This window comes from Microbispora sp. H11081 (assembly GCF_012999535.1).
GTDB lineage: Bacteria > Actinomycetota > Actinomycetes > Streptosporangiales > Streptosporangiaceae > Microbispora.
Genome location: NZ_JABBWV010000002.1, coordinates 457,366 through 471,950, shown reverse-complemented (window position 1 = coordinate 471,950; position 14,585 = coordinate 457,366). Strand labels below are relative to the sequence as shown.

Annotated in this window: 11 protein-coding genes; 6 read left to right on the top strand and 5 right to left on the bottom strand. The window is 69.9% G+C overall.

From position 1 onward, the window contains the following. Window positions 1-103 precede the first annotated feature (103 nt). Window positions 104-1,369 carry an alkaline phosphatase gene (locus HHX31_RS07215; RefSeq protein WP_169946310.1) on the top strand — a complete coding sequence of 422 codons (1,266 nt, stop codon included), beginning with the start codon at window positions 104-106 and terminating at the stop codon, window positions 1,367-1,369. Here the strand turns inward: HHX31_RS07215 and HHX31_RS07210 are convergent. Then, window positions 1,358-2,356 carry a helix-turn-helix domain-containing protein gene (locus HHX31_RS07210; RefSeq protein ID WP_169946308.1) on the bottom strand — a complete coding sequence of 333 codons (999 nt, stop codon included), beginning with the start codon at window positions 2,354-2,356 and terminating at the stop codon, window positions 1,358-1,360. The two genes, HHX31_RS07215 and HHX31_RS07210, sit on opposite strands and share 12 nt — an antisense overlap. Window positions 2,357-2,633: 277 nt before the next feature. Here HHX31_RS07210 and HHX31_RS07205 point away from each other — a divergent pair, with 277 nt between their 5' ends. Then, window positions 2,634-3,980, top strand: coding sequence for an MFS transporter (locus HHX31_RS07205; protein ID WP_249345684.1), 1,347 nt, complete (start codon window positions 2,634-2,636; stop codon window positions 3,978-3,980). A gap of 51 nt (window positions 3,981-4,031) precedes the next feature. On the opposite strand, the gene HHX31_RS07200 is transcribed toward HHX31_RS07205, so the two are convergent. Then, complete coding sequence (locus HHX31_RS07200; RefSeq protein ID WP_169947223.1) at window positions 4,032-4,559, bottom strand: NUDIX hydrolase family protein; 528 nt, start codon at window positions 4,557-4,559, stop codon at window positions 4,032-4,034. 193 nt (window positions 4,560-4,752) lie between these two features. On the opposite strand from HHX31_RS07200, the gene HHX31_RS07195 reads away from it, so the two are divergent. The 4 genes from HHX31_RS07195 (at window position 4,753) to HHX31_RS07180 (ending at window position 10,625) form a co-directional block, all read left to right on the top strand. Then, complete coding sequence (locus HHX31_RS07195; protein WP_169946304.1) at window positions 4,753-6,678, top strand: MGMT family protein; 1,926 nt, start codon at window positions 4,753-4,755, stop codon at window positions 6,676-6,678. Window positions 6,679-6,754: 76 nt separating this feature from the next. Further along, window positions 6,755-7,480 carry an NUDIX domain-containing protein gene (locus HHX31_RS07190; protein WP_169946302.1) on the top strand — a complete coding sequence of 242 codons (726 nt, stop codon included), beginning with the start codon at window positions 6,755-6,757 and terminating at the stop codon, window positions 7,478-7,480. Between the two features lie 2 nt (window positions 7,481-7,482). Beyond that, a complete protein-coding gene (locus tag HHX31_RS07185; RefSeq protein ID WP_311931642.1) occupies window positions 7,483-8,646 on the top strand; it encodes a 5'-methylthioadenosine/S-adenosylhomocysteine nucleosidase in 1,164 nt (387 codons plus the stop codon). After that, window positions 8,643-10,625, top strand: coding sequence for a hypothetical protein (locus tag HHX31_RS07180; protein ID WP_169946298.1), 1,983 nt, complete (start codon window positions 8,643-8,645; stop codon window positions 10,623-10,625). The genes HHX31_RS07185 and HHX31_RS07180 overlap by 4 nt, the downstream gene beginning before the upstream one ends. 84 nt (window positions 10,626-10,709) lie before the next feature. Here the strand turns inward: HHX31_RS07180 and HHX31_RS07175 are convergent, their stop codons facing one another. The 3 genes from HHX31_RS07175 to HHX31_RS07165 form a co-directional block, all read right to left on the bottom strand. Continuing rightward, on the bottom strand, window positions 10,710-11,921 hold the full coding sequence (locus HHX31_RS07175) for an acyl-CoA dehydrogenase family protein (protein WP_169946296.1): 1,212 nt from the start codon (window positions 11,919-11,921) through the stop codon (window positions 10,710-10,712). A 54-nt stretch (window positions 11,922-11,975) separates the two neighbouring features. Continuing rightward, window positions 11,976-12,941 (bottom strand): glucosyl-3-phosphoglycerate synthase, encoded by a 966-nt coding sequence (locus tag HHX31_RS07170; protein ID WP_169946294.1) that lies wholly within the window; start codon window positions 12,939-12,941, stop codon window positions 11,976-11,978. A 112-nt stretch (window positions 12,942-13,053) separates the two neighbouring features. Next, window positions 13,054-14,526 carry a helix-turn-helix transcriptional regulator gene (locus HHX31_RS07165; RefSeq protein WP_249345682.1) on the bottom strand — a complete coding sequence of 491 codons (1,473 nt, stop codon included), beginning with the start codon at window positions 14,524-14,526 and terminating at the stop codon, window positions 13,054-13,056. Window positions 14,527-14,585: the final 59 nt, after the last annotated feature.

Sequence of the window (14,585 nt, the reverse complement as noted above, 5' to 3'; positions counted from 1 at the left end):
GCCTGACGTGGTTAAAGATGTTTCCAGGCCACGTTCACCTGATGGTGGATTTTCGCCCGTAATATCCCCGTCTTGTCAACAGATACCCACTTGGGGGTTTTACATGGGTTCCTCTCGCAAGCGCCTGCTGCGGCTGCTTGTGCCGACGACGACTGCGGCTACGGCGGCGTTCGTCAGCGCGGTCCTCAGTCCCGGCCTGCCCGCGAACGCCGCCACCTCTCACCACGACGGGGGCCGGGCACGCAGCGTGATCTTCATCAACGGAGACGGCATGTCCGCGGCTCATCGTGAAGCCGCGCGGCTGTACCTGACCGGCCTCCGCGGACAGCTCGCCATGGACAAGCTTCCGGTCTCCGGGCAGCTGAGCACCAGCCCGCACGACCCCAAGACCGCCGTCACCGACTCCGCCGCGGCGGCCACCGCCTGGGCGACGGGGAAGAAGACCTACGACGGCGCCATCAGCGTGGACGTCAAGGGCAAGCCGCTGCCGATCCTGGGCCGGCAGGCCAAGGCGGCGGGCAAGTCCACCGGCCTCGTCACCACGGCTCAGGTGACCGACGCCAGCCCCGCCGCGTGGTTCTCCCAGACCGCCGACCGCGACTCCCAGGACGAGATCGCGCGGCAGTACCTGGAGGTCAGCAAGCCGGACGTCATCCTCGGCGGCGGCGAGGACTGGTGGCTCCCCGCGGGCACGCCGGGCGCATGGCCCGACAAGCCCGACGAGGCCAGCAAGGGCACCAAGGGCAACCTGATCGACAAGGCCAAGCGCGCCGGCTACCAGTACGTCTCCAACGCCAAGGAGCTCGCCCACGCGAAGCGAGGCAAGCTGCTGGGCCTGTTCAGCAACGAGGTGATGTTCCAGCCGAGGCCCGAAGGTCAGGGCGACGTCCACGCTCCGGCCGTGGACCTGGCCACGATGACCAAGAAGGCCCTCGACACCCTCAGCACGAACAAGAAGGGTTTCTTCCTCTTCGTCGAGGAAGAGGGCGTCGACTTGTCCGCGCACGAGAACAACGGCGCCGGCGTGCTTCAGGCCATGGCATCCCTGGAGAAGGCGGTCAAGGTCGCCAGGGCGTACGTGGCCGCGCACCCCGACACCCTTCTCGTCATCACGGGTGACCACGACTGCGGCGGCCTCACCGTGAAGGACGCCTCCGACACCGACGAGAGCGGCAGCGACCAGTCCGACGGCCCGTTCCCGATCCACGGCAGCAACCTCAAGTTCGTCATGGACTGGACCACCACCGGGCACACCGGCGTGGACGTGCCGGTCACTGCCGAGGGACCCCTGTCCACCCTCTTCACCGGCAAGCACCCCAACACCTACGTGCACAAGGTGCTCTCCCAGGTGCTGACCTCACGGCACTGAACGGGCGCTCGCCGCACCGGTGAGCCGGTCGCCCAGGGCGCTACGCCGATAGAGCACCTGCCGCCCGTCGCGGGCCCGGGCGACCAGGCCCGTGGCGTGCAGCACGCGCAGGTGCTGGGACACGGCGCTCGGAGTGACCCTGAGACGGCGGGCGATCTCGACGGTGGGCAGCGGCTCGCCGAGGAGGCCGAGCAGCCTCGCCCTCGGCGCGCCGAGAAGCGACACGAGAGCGGTCTCGTCCGCCACGGGCGCCGGGGTCCAGAGCGTCGCCACGCCGCGGCTGGGATAGACCAGCGTGGGAGGCTCCTCAGGAACGACCGGGGGCGCGGGCTTGTGCGCGAACACGGCGGGCACGAGCAGCAGCCCTCGACCGGACGCCGCGACGCGGAAGCTGCTGATCACCTTGTCGACGTGCAGCACGCCGTCGTCCCAGCGCAGGTTCGGGTGCATGCCCGCGAACAGCAGGCGGGCGCCTCCGACGGCGAGTTGCCGCGCCCGGTAGGTCATGTCGGCCTCCAGCACCAGCCGCATCTGCGGCCACATCGGCCGGACGGCGATCTCCCAGTAGCGGCCCAGGAGGTCGCAGACGGCGTCCCGGAGCCGTACGACCGCCGCGTCGCCGTCGGCGGCGGCGTCACGCAGCGGCTCGGGCACCGGAGCCGGCGCGTGCGTGGCCGCCAGGTCGCGCCGGACCACATCAGGAGGGGTACGGCGGACCGCCGCCAGCTCCTCCTCGAACCCGGGGGCGAAGGTCGCGGGCCTCGGGGTCAGGAAGTCGGGAACGGTGAACCTCTCCGCCACCAGGGACATCAGCAGATCCGTGTCGAGCGTGCCGAGCGTGCCGAGAACGGACCTGCGCCACGGGAGGTGCACCGCCGAAAGCCCCGGGTCGCGCAGCACCCGCAGGCTGAGCACCGTATCGGTCAACGGCGAGAGGGCGAATCTCGTGTCCGCGAGGTCTTCGACGTCGAGCACAAAGCTGATCATTAAGCGTCAGGCTACATCCGTTGGCGGCCTGAGCCTTTCGGCGTGGACTGCTGTCCATGATCCACGTACTACTCGAACGACCTACGGTGATCGGCACCGGGGCGGCCCCCGCGATCGCGGGCGACACGACCCGGGCTCGGGGACGTCGGCTCGCTCTCGGCTCAGGGCCGCTCCAGCGCCCGGCGGCACGGCCGATCCCGTCCAGACAGGTGGGCACGCGCGAACCGGGGCACGATCCGGTGCGTCGTGGGCCGGGGGCCGGCGCATGAGCCGCCGCATGCTCGCGATCCTGACCGTGACCTGTGCGGTGGCCGTGGGCAACGTCTATTTCCCACAGGCGATCGTGCCGCTGGTCGCCGCCGGGCTGCACCTGCCTCCCGACGCGGGCGCCCTGGTGGTCACCGCCACCCAGGTCGGCTACACCGCCGGGATCGTCCTGCTCGTCCCGCTCGGTGACCGGCTGCCGCACCGCCCGTTCCTCGTCGTACTGCTGGTCCTGACCGGCCTGGGCCTGCTCGCCGCGGGCTGCGCGCCGGCCCTGCCGCCCCTCGTCGCCGCCAGCGCCCTGGTCGGTCTCACCACCGTGGCCGCGCAGGTCGTCGGCCCGCTGGCGGCCGGTCTTGTGGCGGCCGACCGCCGGGGAGCGGTGATCGGCACGTTGCTGAGCGGATCGACCGGCGGCATGCTGCTGGCCCGGACCTTCAGCAGAACCCTCGGCGAATGGCTGGGCTGGCGGGCTCCGTACCTGGTGGCCGCAGCCCTGGCACTGCTCCTGGCGGCGGCCCTGGCCGTCACGGTGCCTGTCCCAGTGCCTGTCTCGGTGCCTGTCTCGGTGCCTGTCTCAGGGAATGTCTCGGTGCCTGCGGAGGGGCCGGTGAGGGTGCCGGTCACGGCAGCGGCTGCCCACCTGCCCTACCTCGCACTCCTGACCGGGGCGCTGCGCCTGCTCCGCACCGAGCCGGATCTGCGCCGCTCCTGCGCCTACCAGGCGGCCGTCTTCGCCGGGTTCTCGGCCGTCTGGACCTGCCTGGCGTTCCTCCTCACCGGCCCGGCGTACGGCCTGGGCGCCCAAGCCGTCGGGATGCTCGCCCTGGTCGGCGCGGCGACCATGGTGTGCACTCCCCTCGCCGGCCGTCTGGTGGACCGCCGGGGACCCGATCCGGTGAACCTGGTCTGCCTGCTCGGGGTCCTCCTGTCGGCCGCGGTGCTCGCCGCCGGGTCGCTCGGCGGCGCCGCGGGGCTGGCCGCGCTGGTCGCCGGCACCCTGCTGCTCGACGTCGCGATGCAGTCCGGCATGGTCGCCAATCAGGCCCGGATCTACGCCCTGCGTCCCGACGCCCGCGGCAGGCTCAACACCGCCTACATGACCTGCGCCTACCTCGGCGGCAGCGCGGGTTCCTGGCTCGGCGTGCGTGTCTGGAGCGCGGCCGGCTGGCCGGGCGTGTGCGCGCTTGTCGGCCTGCTCACCACACTCGTCCTGGCCCGTCATCTCCTGGGGATGTGCCGGCCCTGCCCGGCCGGCGCCCGATCACCGCGCGGCGATGACCGGCGACAGGAGGCGGCGAGGACGCGGGAGACCGGGGCGGCGGCACGACCTGAGCCCCGCCGCCGTGCACGGCGATAACCGATTGCCCGCTCCGGCACGGCGTGGGGACACTCTGCGGCAGACCCCGGATCAGGTCAGGCGGCCGACGTAGGCCAGCGCCTGCTTGAGCAGCACGCCCTGACCGCCGGTCATCTCCTGCTGCACGATCGGGGCGGCCGCCTCCTCGGGCGTGAACCACACCAGGTCCAGCGCGTCCTGCCGAGGCCGGCAGTCACCGCGTACGGGGACGATGTAGGCCAGGGAGACCGCGTGCTGCCGTGGGTCGTGGAACGGCGTGACCCCCGGGGTGGGGAAGTACTCCGCCACCGTGAACGGCGTCGGCGAGACCGGCACGCTCGGCAGCGCCACCGGCCCGAGATCCTTCTCCAGATGGCGCAGAAGCGCGTCGCGGATGCGCTCGTGGTAGTACACCCGCCCGGACACCAGCGCCCGGCTCACGGTGCCGTCGGCGCCGATCCGCAGCAGCAGGCCGACACGGGTCACGGTGCCCGTGTCGTCCACGCGCACCGGCACGGCGTCCACGTACAGGATCGGCATCCGGCCCCGCATCGACTCGATCTCGTCGGGAGCGAGCCAGCCTGGCGTCGTTTCGGTCATTTCGGTCACGGATCGATCGTACTTGCCCAGGCGGGAGGTGGTTCGCAGGTCGGCACAACCCGTTCGCACGCCCTTGCGATCCGCTCTGCCGATGATCGGCGAACGGAGATGTGAAGGTTATCCGAGCCGGGGATTTCCACCGATCCCTTGTTTATTCTGCCGGAGGCGACAGACGAAAGGCGGAAATCCCCCCATGGCCTATGCCGACGAGATCTCACCCATTCTCCGCGCCGCGCTCGAACTCCTGCGTGAGGCCGGACGGCCGCTGCCACCACAGGAGGTTCGCGAGGAGGTCGCGAGAAGAGTGACGATCCCTCCGGAGTTGCTCGGGTCCAACGCGCATGGCCAGGCGCGCTGGTGGGCGCAACTGGGCTTCCGCACGGGGGAAGCCGCCTCGCTCGGCTGGATGACCAAGAGGAACGGCTGGGCGATCACCGAACAGGGCGTCCGCGCGCTCGACGACTTCGAGGGCACCGAGCTCTACCGCGAGCTGACGAGCCAGTACCGGGCGAGGAGACTGCCGCCGCAGGGCCGCGTCTACAGCGACCCCCGCTGGAACGTCGTCCTGGCGGCCCTGGAGCGTCTCGAGCCGGGCCGCTGGACCACGTACGGCGACCTCGCGGCCCTGGTGGGCATGTCGGCGCAGTCGGTCGGAGGCTTCATGGCGGAGAGCTCCGACCAGGGCGGCGCTCACCGCGTCCTGCAGTCGGGAGGGCGCGTCTCCCGCCAGTTCCGGTGGGCGGACCCGGAACGCACCGATGACCCGCGTGAGGTGCTCGAAAAGGAGGGCCTGGCCTTCGACCACGCCGGCCGAGCCGACCCGCGGCGGCACGTCACCACCGACCGCTTCCGCGCGATGCTCGCCCGGGACGGCGTCGTCCTGCCCACGTCGGACGGCCCCGAGCTCCCGCCCCCGCCCGACGCCGCTCCTTCCGACGCCGCTCCGGCCGCGTTCGAGCAGTTCCAGCAGAACATCGAGTACGCCCGGCAGCTCGTCAACGGCGGCCGCAGCCTGGAGCAGCTCGGAGTCGGCTCCTTCGACGTCACCGACCTCTATCGCGCGGCCTGGACCCAGGCCGTGGCGGCTCTCGACCACTGGGTCACGCGCGAGATCGTCGACCGGGCCCTGTCTCTGGCCTTGAATCCGCGAGTGCCTCGTCCCCCCAAGTTCAACAGCCTGAGCATCCCCGTCGAGCTGTTCGAGAGAATTCACTACGGGGACGAATCCCTCGGGGAAACCTTCCGCGCTCACCTGGAGCGCCATTTCTCCTTCATGACCTTCCAGAACCCCGACAAAATCAAGGAGGGGTTCGCGTACGTCAGCAGGGTGAACCTGTGGGTGAAGGTCGCCGACGTCCTGACCGATCAGGACGCGAACAACCCGATCACCGCGGACGGCGTCCGTACGAGGCTGCGAGAGATCGCCTGGCGCAGGAACAACATCGCCCACACCGCGGACCACGACTCGGGGCGCCCCGGGCAGAAGACTCCGATCACCGCCGACCAGGCGGAGACGACCATCGACTGGCTCGAAACGATGGCCATCGCGATCCAGCTCGCCCTCGGCGACACCCTTCCCGCCCCCGACCCCGCCGGCCCGGGCGAGACGCGAGGCGCCCCTCTGCCGGCCGATGCGGCACAGGCGGCCGGTCCCCGGGTGAAGCGCACGTGGGACGAGGCCGGCTTCCTCGACGCCGTCCAGCGCTACTGTCCCGCCGACGTGCGCGAGACGCTGCTGGCCGTCTACCGCCACGCGGAGAGCCATCCGTCCTTCCACGACTACTACTTCGGCGACGGCGAGTATCCGTCGGTGACCGCCTGGTTCAACCTCGGCTCGGACAACGCCTCCGTGTGGAGCATCTACACCGGCCCGGTGAAGTCCGTCCTGGCCGTCAACTTCGGCGCCATCCGCAACCACGGCGCGTCACGAGAGCGCATGGCACGACTCGCCGAGAGGCTCAGCGTCCTCCCGGGCTCGGACCGTCTCCCGCACCAGCTCGAATCCGCCGGCTACGCGAAATACCCGTCGCTCCAGCCGCCCGCCCTCGCACGCCCGGAGTCCCGCGATGTCGTCATCACGGCCCTGAACGAGTTCCTCACCGGCGAACCACCCCACTGACCGCCCTGTCCCGGGACTGGAACGTCTTACCTCGCGGCTATTTCTGTCAGATTGACAAGAAGCTAGCCTCTGCCGCATGACCGAGGACCATTGGGTGCCGCCTGTCGTTCTCCTCGCCGTCGACCTGGTGATCCTGACCTTGCGGCAGTCGCGCCTGCATGTGCTGCTCATCGAGCGCGGTATCGAGCCGCACAAGGGGGCCCTCGCACTGCCCGGCGGATTCCTGCAGCACGCCGAAGAGGACATCATCGCCGCCGCCCATCGGGAGCTGTCGGAGGAGGCCCATCTCGACGTCGAAAGCCTCAGCCTTGAGCAACTGGGCGTCTATGGAGACCCGGGGCGTGACCCGCGTGGCCGGGTGGTGTCGGTGGCGTACCTGGCCATCGCACCCCGCCTTCCGGAGCCGATCGCGGGAACGGACGCAGCCGACGCAGCATGGCAACCTATCGAGCGGGTGCTTTCCGGCGACCTCGATCTCGCCTTCGACCACCGGCGCATCATCACGGATGGCGTAGAACGCGCTCGCGTCAAACTTGAGCACTCCTCCCTAGCCACGGCCTTCTGTGGACCGACGTTCACCATCACCGATCTGCAAGACGTGTACGAGGCGGTCTGGGGGATCTCGCTCGACCCAAGGAACTTCTATCGCAAGGTTCAGAAGACCGAGGGTTTCATCCTCCCGGCAGGTACAGCCCGCAAAGCCACTACCGGCCGGCCGGCCCGGCTGTTTCGAGCCGGTCCATGCACAGTCCTCTATCCGCCGATGGTCCGGCCCGCCGCGTCACCGAGCGCAAAGGAGTAAGAGTGAGCAACCGTCCGATCGTGATTCTCACTGCGCTGGACTTGGAATACCAGGCAGTCCAGGAAATGCTGGTCGACCCGAAGCTGCGTCGTCATCAACACGGCACTCGATTCGAGGTCGGCCGTCTCCGTGGTGGACGCTGCCAGCTGGCACTCACCCTTGTCGGCGCGGGTAATCAGTCAGCGGCCGTGCTGGCCGAGCGGGCCATCGCCGAGTTCGCCCCGGCTGCTCTGCTCTTCGTGGGCGTGGCGGGTGCCCTGCACTCCCACATCGCCCTCGGGGATGTCGTGGTGGCGACCCGTATCTACGCCTATCACGGGGGAACGAGCGAGGACGACGGGCTCAAGAGCCGTCCCCGCAGTTGGGAGACTTCGCACTCCGCTGACCAGATCGCGCGGCACATCGGACGCACAGGCGCGTGGACGCGTGGGCTCACCGATCCCGGCCATGCCCCGCACGTGCACTTCGGCCCGATCGCGGCCGGTGAGGTGGTCCTGAACTCCAGGGTGTCCGGGCACGCGCAGTGGATTCGCCAGAACTATCACGACGCCTGCGCCATCGAGATGGAAGGCGCTGGAGTGGCCCAGGCGGGCCACCTGAACGGGGCTCTGCCCGTGGTCGTCGTCAGGGGAATCAGCGACCGGGCCGACGGAACCAAGGAGGTGACCGACCGCGATAAGTGGCAGCAGCGGGCCGTGGCCAACGCCGCGGCGTTCGCGGCCGCGCTGGCGGAAGAGATCGCCGCCGAGGACCGGGACGGCGGCTGGCTGACGAAGACGGCGGCGAAGGGATCCACCATGCCGGAGCAGGGGACGACGTACAACATCGCACGCGACAACGCCCGGGTCGGCGTGCAGGCGGGCGTCGTGCACGGCGGCGTCCGGTTCGGACCCGACCCGGGTGACCCGGCTGACCTGGAGCAGGCGCTCGCCGCGCTCCGCGCCCGGCTGGAACGGACGTATGCGGACGGCCGCCTGGACGAGGACACCTACGCAGCGGCGGAGGCGGAGCTCACGGTGGCGAACGAGGCTCTGCGCTCGAAGGCCCCGCAGAGCAAGAGCAGGCTGACCCTGGCCCTCAAGAAGCTCCGCGGGCTCGTGGGTGATGTCGGTGAGCTGGCAACGGAGCTGGCGGCCATCATTGCTCTGGCGCAGGCCTTGTCATGACGCCGCCGCAGGACACCACGAACGTCGCGAGCGACGATGCTCAAGTCGGGGTGCAGGGCATCGTGCACGGCGACGTCTACTACTACGCAGTCGACCCGGATTCACCACCAGAGAAGAAGTTCGAGATCGGCGTGCGTTTCCTGGAGGGTGGGGCGGCGGGTCGAGCTCTGCGGCTCATCGACGAGGCGCTCGCATCCGACTACATCACGAATCGGGTGTGCTTCTACTGGCCGCTCGCCATGGTCAGCGGTAGGACCCGCCGGGAGCTGTCCGCCCAGGAGGCGGCCCGCCTCCGCGACTCCGACCGCTTTCTCCCACTGACGGGTGACGACTCCTGGGCGGACGGTGTGCGAACCATCCGCCGGCTGCTGGACGCCGCGGAGAAACCCGACGCGGACGTCCGCCATCTGATAGCGGAGCTCGACGATCTCCGTCCGGCGGAGCGGATCATGATCTTGCGCCACATGGAGCTGTTCCTCGATGGGTCGATCAAGGACCAGATGTGGCATCTCACACTTCGGGACGCCTGCGCGCGGCAGAAAACCGGCAGCCGCGAGGATCGGGTCTGGAAGTTCTTCGAACCGGAACCGGCCGCTCCCGAAGTACGGCGGCCCGAACTGCCAACGGTTCCCGGTCCGACGTGGCTGAAGGCGGTGGCGGGCACGCTGGTGTCCGTCCCGGCGACCGCGCACATCGGCCTGCTGCTGGTTCAGGGCGGCAGGGCCTCCGCTCTGCTCGCCTACCTGCTGAGCATCGTCGGCGGTTGTTTCGCCGCCCGTGCCGGCCTGGAGTGGCGCTTCCGTTCCGGGCGTCGCCATGCGTTGGACGAGGCGTACGCGCTGACACCACGCCTCAGAACCGACACGCCCCCTGATCGCTACGCGCGGAGAATCGAGCATCGGTTCGCGTACTACCTCGCCAAGTATGGGCCGACCGGGATGGACCGCGAGGTGTGGCTCATGTGGACAGCCGGCGTCCGCAGACGCATGCGGGATCAGGTGGCGGACGCCTATCGCGACAGGGGTACCAAGGTCGAGGCGATCAACTGGCTGATCCGCCATCGGGCCTGTGATGTGGCGCACCGATGGGCTGATGGCACGCTGTGGAGCTACCGTCAGGAACTGGCCACTCCCTCGCGCACGATAGTCACAGCCGTGTTCGGCACGATGGCTTTCTCTGCCGGAGGAGCTTGGGCGATCGGCAGCGCAGTGCAGGTCAGCGGGCCTACCGGAATTACGCTCGTCGTTCTGGCCATCGCGGCCGGCTGGATGGCCGGGCGCGCCTGGCTGCGGATCGCCTTCGAACGCCGCCGGTATGCCGCCGACTGGTCTGATTACGAGAAGCTGTCGGCCGAGTGCGCGGCGGCCTACGCTCGATGGAGGCGCCGTCTCGCGAACAAGCCCGACGATGGGGAGATGGCCGCCTGGCTGGACTGCGATCGCAAAGTGCTGCTGAACGAGGCACTACGGCACTACCGGCTCAAGATGAGCGACGTCGTCGCTTACGCCTTCATCGAGGCGCGGAGTGGCTCCGCCACCCGGGCGCGGATACAGGGCGGACCCTGGCGGTACCGGAAATACGACATGAAGATCTTCGTCATCACCGCCGACGGGGTACGACAGTACAACGCCAGGCTTCACTTCCCGGACGGGACATTCCATGATCGGAATCGGCTGAACTACCGCTTCGAGGCTGTCACGGCCGTCCATGTGCGGCAGTCGGACGACAACTCGCACACCTTCGAGCTCTCCCTGATGGACGGCCAGAAGATCACCGCTCAGATGATCGGGCCGGAGCTTGCGGAACACCAGCAGTCCGAGGATCTGGAAGATGTCTCCGAGGTATCGCTGGACGCGGCCGGACTCCGCCACACTCTGCATGTCCTCGAGGGTGTCGCGGCGGAGGGCAAGGCGTGGATGACCCCCGATCGCCGCCGCGGTGCGGCCAGCCTGGATGACCCCGGACGTTCCTCCGCGTAGGCAGTTGGGCGCGACTCTGCCGGCGGCTGAAAGGCTAGCCGCCGGCGGAAGACCAGATGCGCCTCAACGAAGTCTTCCGGCCGATCAGCGGACGGGGAGGCCGGTGACGGCGCGGCCGATGATGAGACGCTGGATCTCGCTGGTGCCCTCGAAGATGGTGAAGATCTTGGCATCGCGGTGGAAGCGCTCGACCGGGTGCTCGCGGGTGTAGCCGGCCCCGCCGAGGATCTGGATCGCCTGCTCGGTCACCCAGACGGCCGTCTCGCTCGCGACCAGCTTGCTCATCGAGCCCTCCGCCTGCTCGAAGCGCCTGCCGTGGCGGGCCATCCACGCGGCCCGCCACGTCATGAAGCGGGCGGCGTCCACGCGGGTGGCCATGTCGGCCAGCAGGAAGGCGACGGCCTGGTTCTCCCCGATCTTGCGGCCGAACTGCTCGCGCTCGCGGGCGTAGCCTCGGGCGTACTCGAAGGCCGCGCGGGCGACGCCGACGGCCATGGCGGCGACGAGCGGGCGGGTGGTCTCGAAGGTCCGCATCGCGGCCTGCTCGCCCGACCGCTCGCCGGCGCGCACCCGCGCGAGCCGCTCGTCGAGTTTCTCCTTGCCGCCCACCAGGCACCGGCCCGGCACCCGTACGTCCTCCAGGACGACCTCGGCGGTGTGGGAGGCGCGGATGCCGTGTTTCTTGAACTTCTGCCCCTGGGACAGGCCCGGGGTGCCGGGCGGGACCACGAAGGACGCCTGACCCCGGGTGCCTAAGGACGGGTCGACCGTGGCCACGACGACGTGGACGTTGGCGATGCCGCCGTTGGTGACCCAGGTCTTCACGCCGTTGAGCACCCACTCGTCCCGGGCCTCGTCGTAGACGGCCCGGGTCCTGATCGCGCCCACGTCGCTGCCGGCGTCGGGTTCCGAGGAGCAGAACGCCCCGAGCTTGACGTCGTCGGGAGTGCCGAACATCTGGGGCAGCCACTCCCCCATCTGCTCGGGGGTGCCGTTCGCGGCGATGGAGGCGGCGGCGAGGCCGGTGCCCACGATCGACAGGCCGATGCCCGCGTCCCCCCAGAACAACTCCTCGAACGCCACGGGCAGGCCGAGCCCCGACTCGTCGAACCACTGCTGCGCGAAGAAGTCGAGCGAGTACAGCCCGATCTTGGCCGCTTCCTGGATGACCGGCCAGGGCGTCTCCTCGCGCTCGTCCCACTCCGCACCCGCCGGGCGGACGACGTCGTTGGCGAACTCGTGCACCCAGTCCCGCACCTCGCGGACGTCGTCGTTCAATTCGGGGCAGAAGGTCATCTCCGCCGCTCCTCTCCTCGGTGTTACCAACGGTAACACCGTGACGGAAGCCGGTCAGCGCGACCGGGACGCGTACTGCGGGACCGTGGCCATCGGTGGGCGCTCGGCCACTCCGACGTGCCGCGCCAGCGGGAGGTGCCCGTCGGGGCCGCGTACGAACTGGACGAGCCGGGGGGACGGCTCCTGCAACGAAACGATCTTGTCCTGGCGCTCCAGCCGCGTCCAGGCCGTGTGCATGATCTGCCCGGCCATCCCCCCGAGCGCCTCCGTCGACTGGTGGGAGTGGACCCTGCGGCCCAGGTCGACCTGGGCGAACGCGTCGAGCCCCACCAGGTCCAGCAGGTCGATGAGGAGCCCCAGCTCCACGCCGTACCCGGTGACGAACGGCACCTGTTCGAGCACCGTGCGGCGGCCGGCGTACTCACCCGCGAGAGGCTGCACGAACCCGGCGAGCAGCGGCCAGTGCAGGTTGAGCAGCGGCCGGGCGACCAGCTCGGTGACCCTGCCGCCGGCGTTCGGCTCCGCCGCGCCGAGCAGGGGCCGGTCGTAGCACGCCTTCACGTATCCGACCGCGGGGTCGGCCAGCAGCGGCCCGAGCAGGCCGGTCACGAACGACGTCCGGAACTCGTGCAGGTCGGCGTCGACGAACACCACCAGGTCACCGGTCGTCACCGCCAGGGACTTCCACAGCGCCTCGCCCTTGCCGTCGCAGCGCGGGTCGTGCAGTTCGGGCAGGATCTCGTCCTGCGCGAAGACCTTCGCCCCGGCGCGTAAGGCCCGGGCCGCCGTGTCGTCCGACGACCGGGAGTCGATCACGACCAGTTCGTCCACGAGCGGCACGGCCTCGACGAGGTCGCGGCGCACGGCGGAGACGATCTCCCCGACCGTCTCCTCCTCGTTCCTCGCGGGCAGCACCACCGAGATCGTCATGTCTCCCTTGGCGGACAGCAGGGCGCGGGCCCGCCAGTCGGCCGCCGACGAGGTGCGCCGCCTCAGCCAGACCTCCACCTCAGGCAGCACGCCCGTCCTCCCCCATCCGCCGGCTTCACTGCATCACCTTATGCGGCGGCCGGACGAGGCGATCAGCGCGAGCCCCCTCCCAGCGGTGCGAGCCCTTCCCAGCGCGAGCGGCTCAGCCGCCGGCGGCGTGGCGCTCCAGGAACGCGTACACGTCGGCCTCGTCGACACCGGGGAACGACCCGGGCGGCAGCGCGGCCAGCACGTGGGAGTTGGTGCGCGCCGACGGCCAGGCGTAGCCCTCCCAGCGCTGCGCCAGCTCCGCCGGGGGGCGGCGGCAGCACTCGCCGTTCGGGCAGTTCGACCTGGTGCGGTGGGTGGTCTCGCGGCCCCGGAACCACCGCGACTCGCGGTAGGGCACGCCCAGGGTGATCGCGAAGTCCTTCTCCTGCGACGGGTCCACGTGGGCGACGCAGAAGTACGTGCCGGTGGGCGAGTCGCAGTACTGGTAGTACAGCGAGAAACGGTCCGGCGAGTGGAAGACCTGGCGGCCCGACCACTGCTGGCACAGCCGCTGCCCCTCGATCGCGCCCTGCTCGTCGGCGGGGAAGACGATCCCGTCGTTCTCGTACGCCTTGTAGATGATCCCGCCGGCGTCGTTGCGGACGAAGTGGCACACCAGGTCGAGGTGGCGGGTGGCCAGGTTGGTGAACCGGTGCGCCGCCATCTCGTAGGACACCGCGAACACGTCGCGCAGGTCCTCCACCGACAGCGCCTTGTCCTGCTTGGCCTCCCGCAGGTACGGCACGGCCGCCGTCTCGGGCACGAGAACGGCCGCGGCGAAGTAGTTGGCCTCCACCCGCTGCCGCAGGAAGTCGGCGAAGTCGCCCGGCTTGTGGTGCTGGAGCGCGATGTGCCCGAGCGTCTGCAGCAGCACGGTACGCGGCGTGTGCATGCCCAGGTGCTGGCGTTTGACGTAGATGCGCCGGTTGCGCAGGTCGGTCACCGAACGCGCCGACCGCGGCAGGTCGGGCGCGGTGTGGACGGTGAACCCGAAGTGCGACACCAGCGCCTGGACGGTGCTCTCCGACAGCGCGCCGGCCCGGTAGCCGACGGCGGTCAGCGCCACGGCGGCGGCCTTCTCGATCTCCTCGAAGTAGTTGCCCAGCTCGCGCTGCCTGCGCCGCAGCTCGGCGTTGGCCGCCCGCGCCTCCTCCGGCGTGGCCGTGCCCTTCGCCTCCCTGGCCTTGAGCTCCTCGAACAGGCCGAGGATGTGCTCAAGCACCTCGTTGGGCACCCGCGCGGAGACCTTCAGCCGGCTCAGGCCGAGCCCCGCGTAGAGCGGGTCGCGCTGGGCCTCCTCCAGGGCGATCTCCAGCTGGGCCCGCCGGTTCGGCGCCTGCCTGCGCAGCAGCTCCTCCACCGGCACGTTCAGCGCGGCGGCCAGCGACTTCAGCAGCGAGAGCTTGGGCTCGCGCTTGCCGTTCTCCAGCAGTGAGAGCTGGCTGGGCGCCCGCCCGACGCGGTCGCCGAGCTCGGAGAGCGTGAGACCGCGCTGCTTGCGCAGGTGCTTGAGCCGCTGGCCGAAGGCCAGCAGATCGAGCTCCTGCGTCAAAGACAGCGGTTCTTCGCCCAGCACGGAGGTCATGAACCCGATCCTATGTGGAAAATCGGTGGTTCTTCCAGAGGCACATGATCCAGGCCACC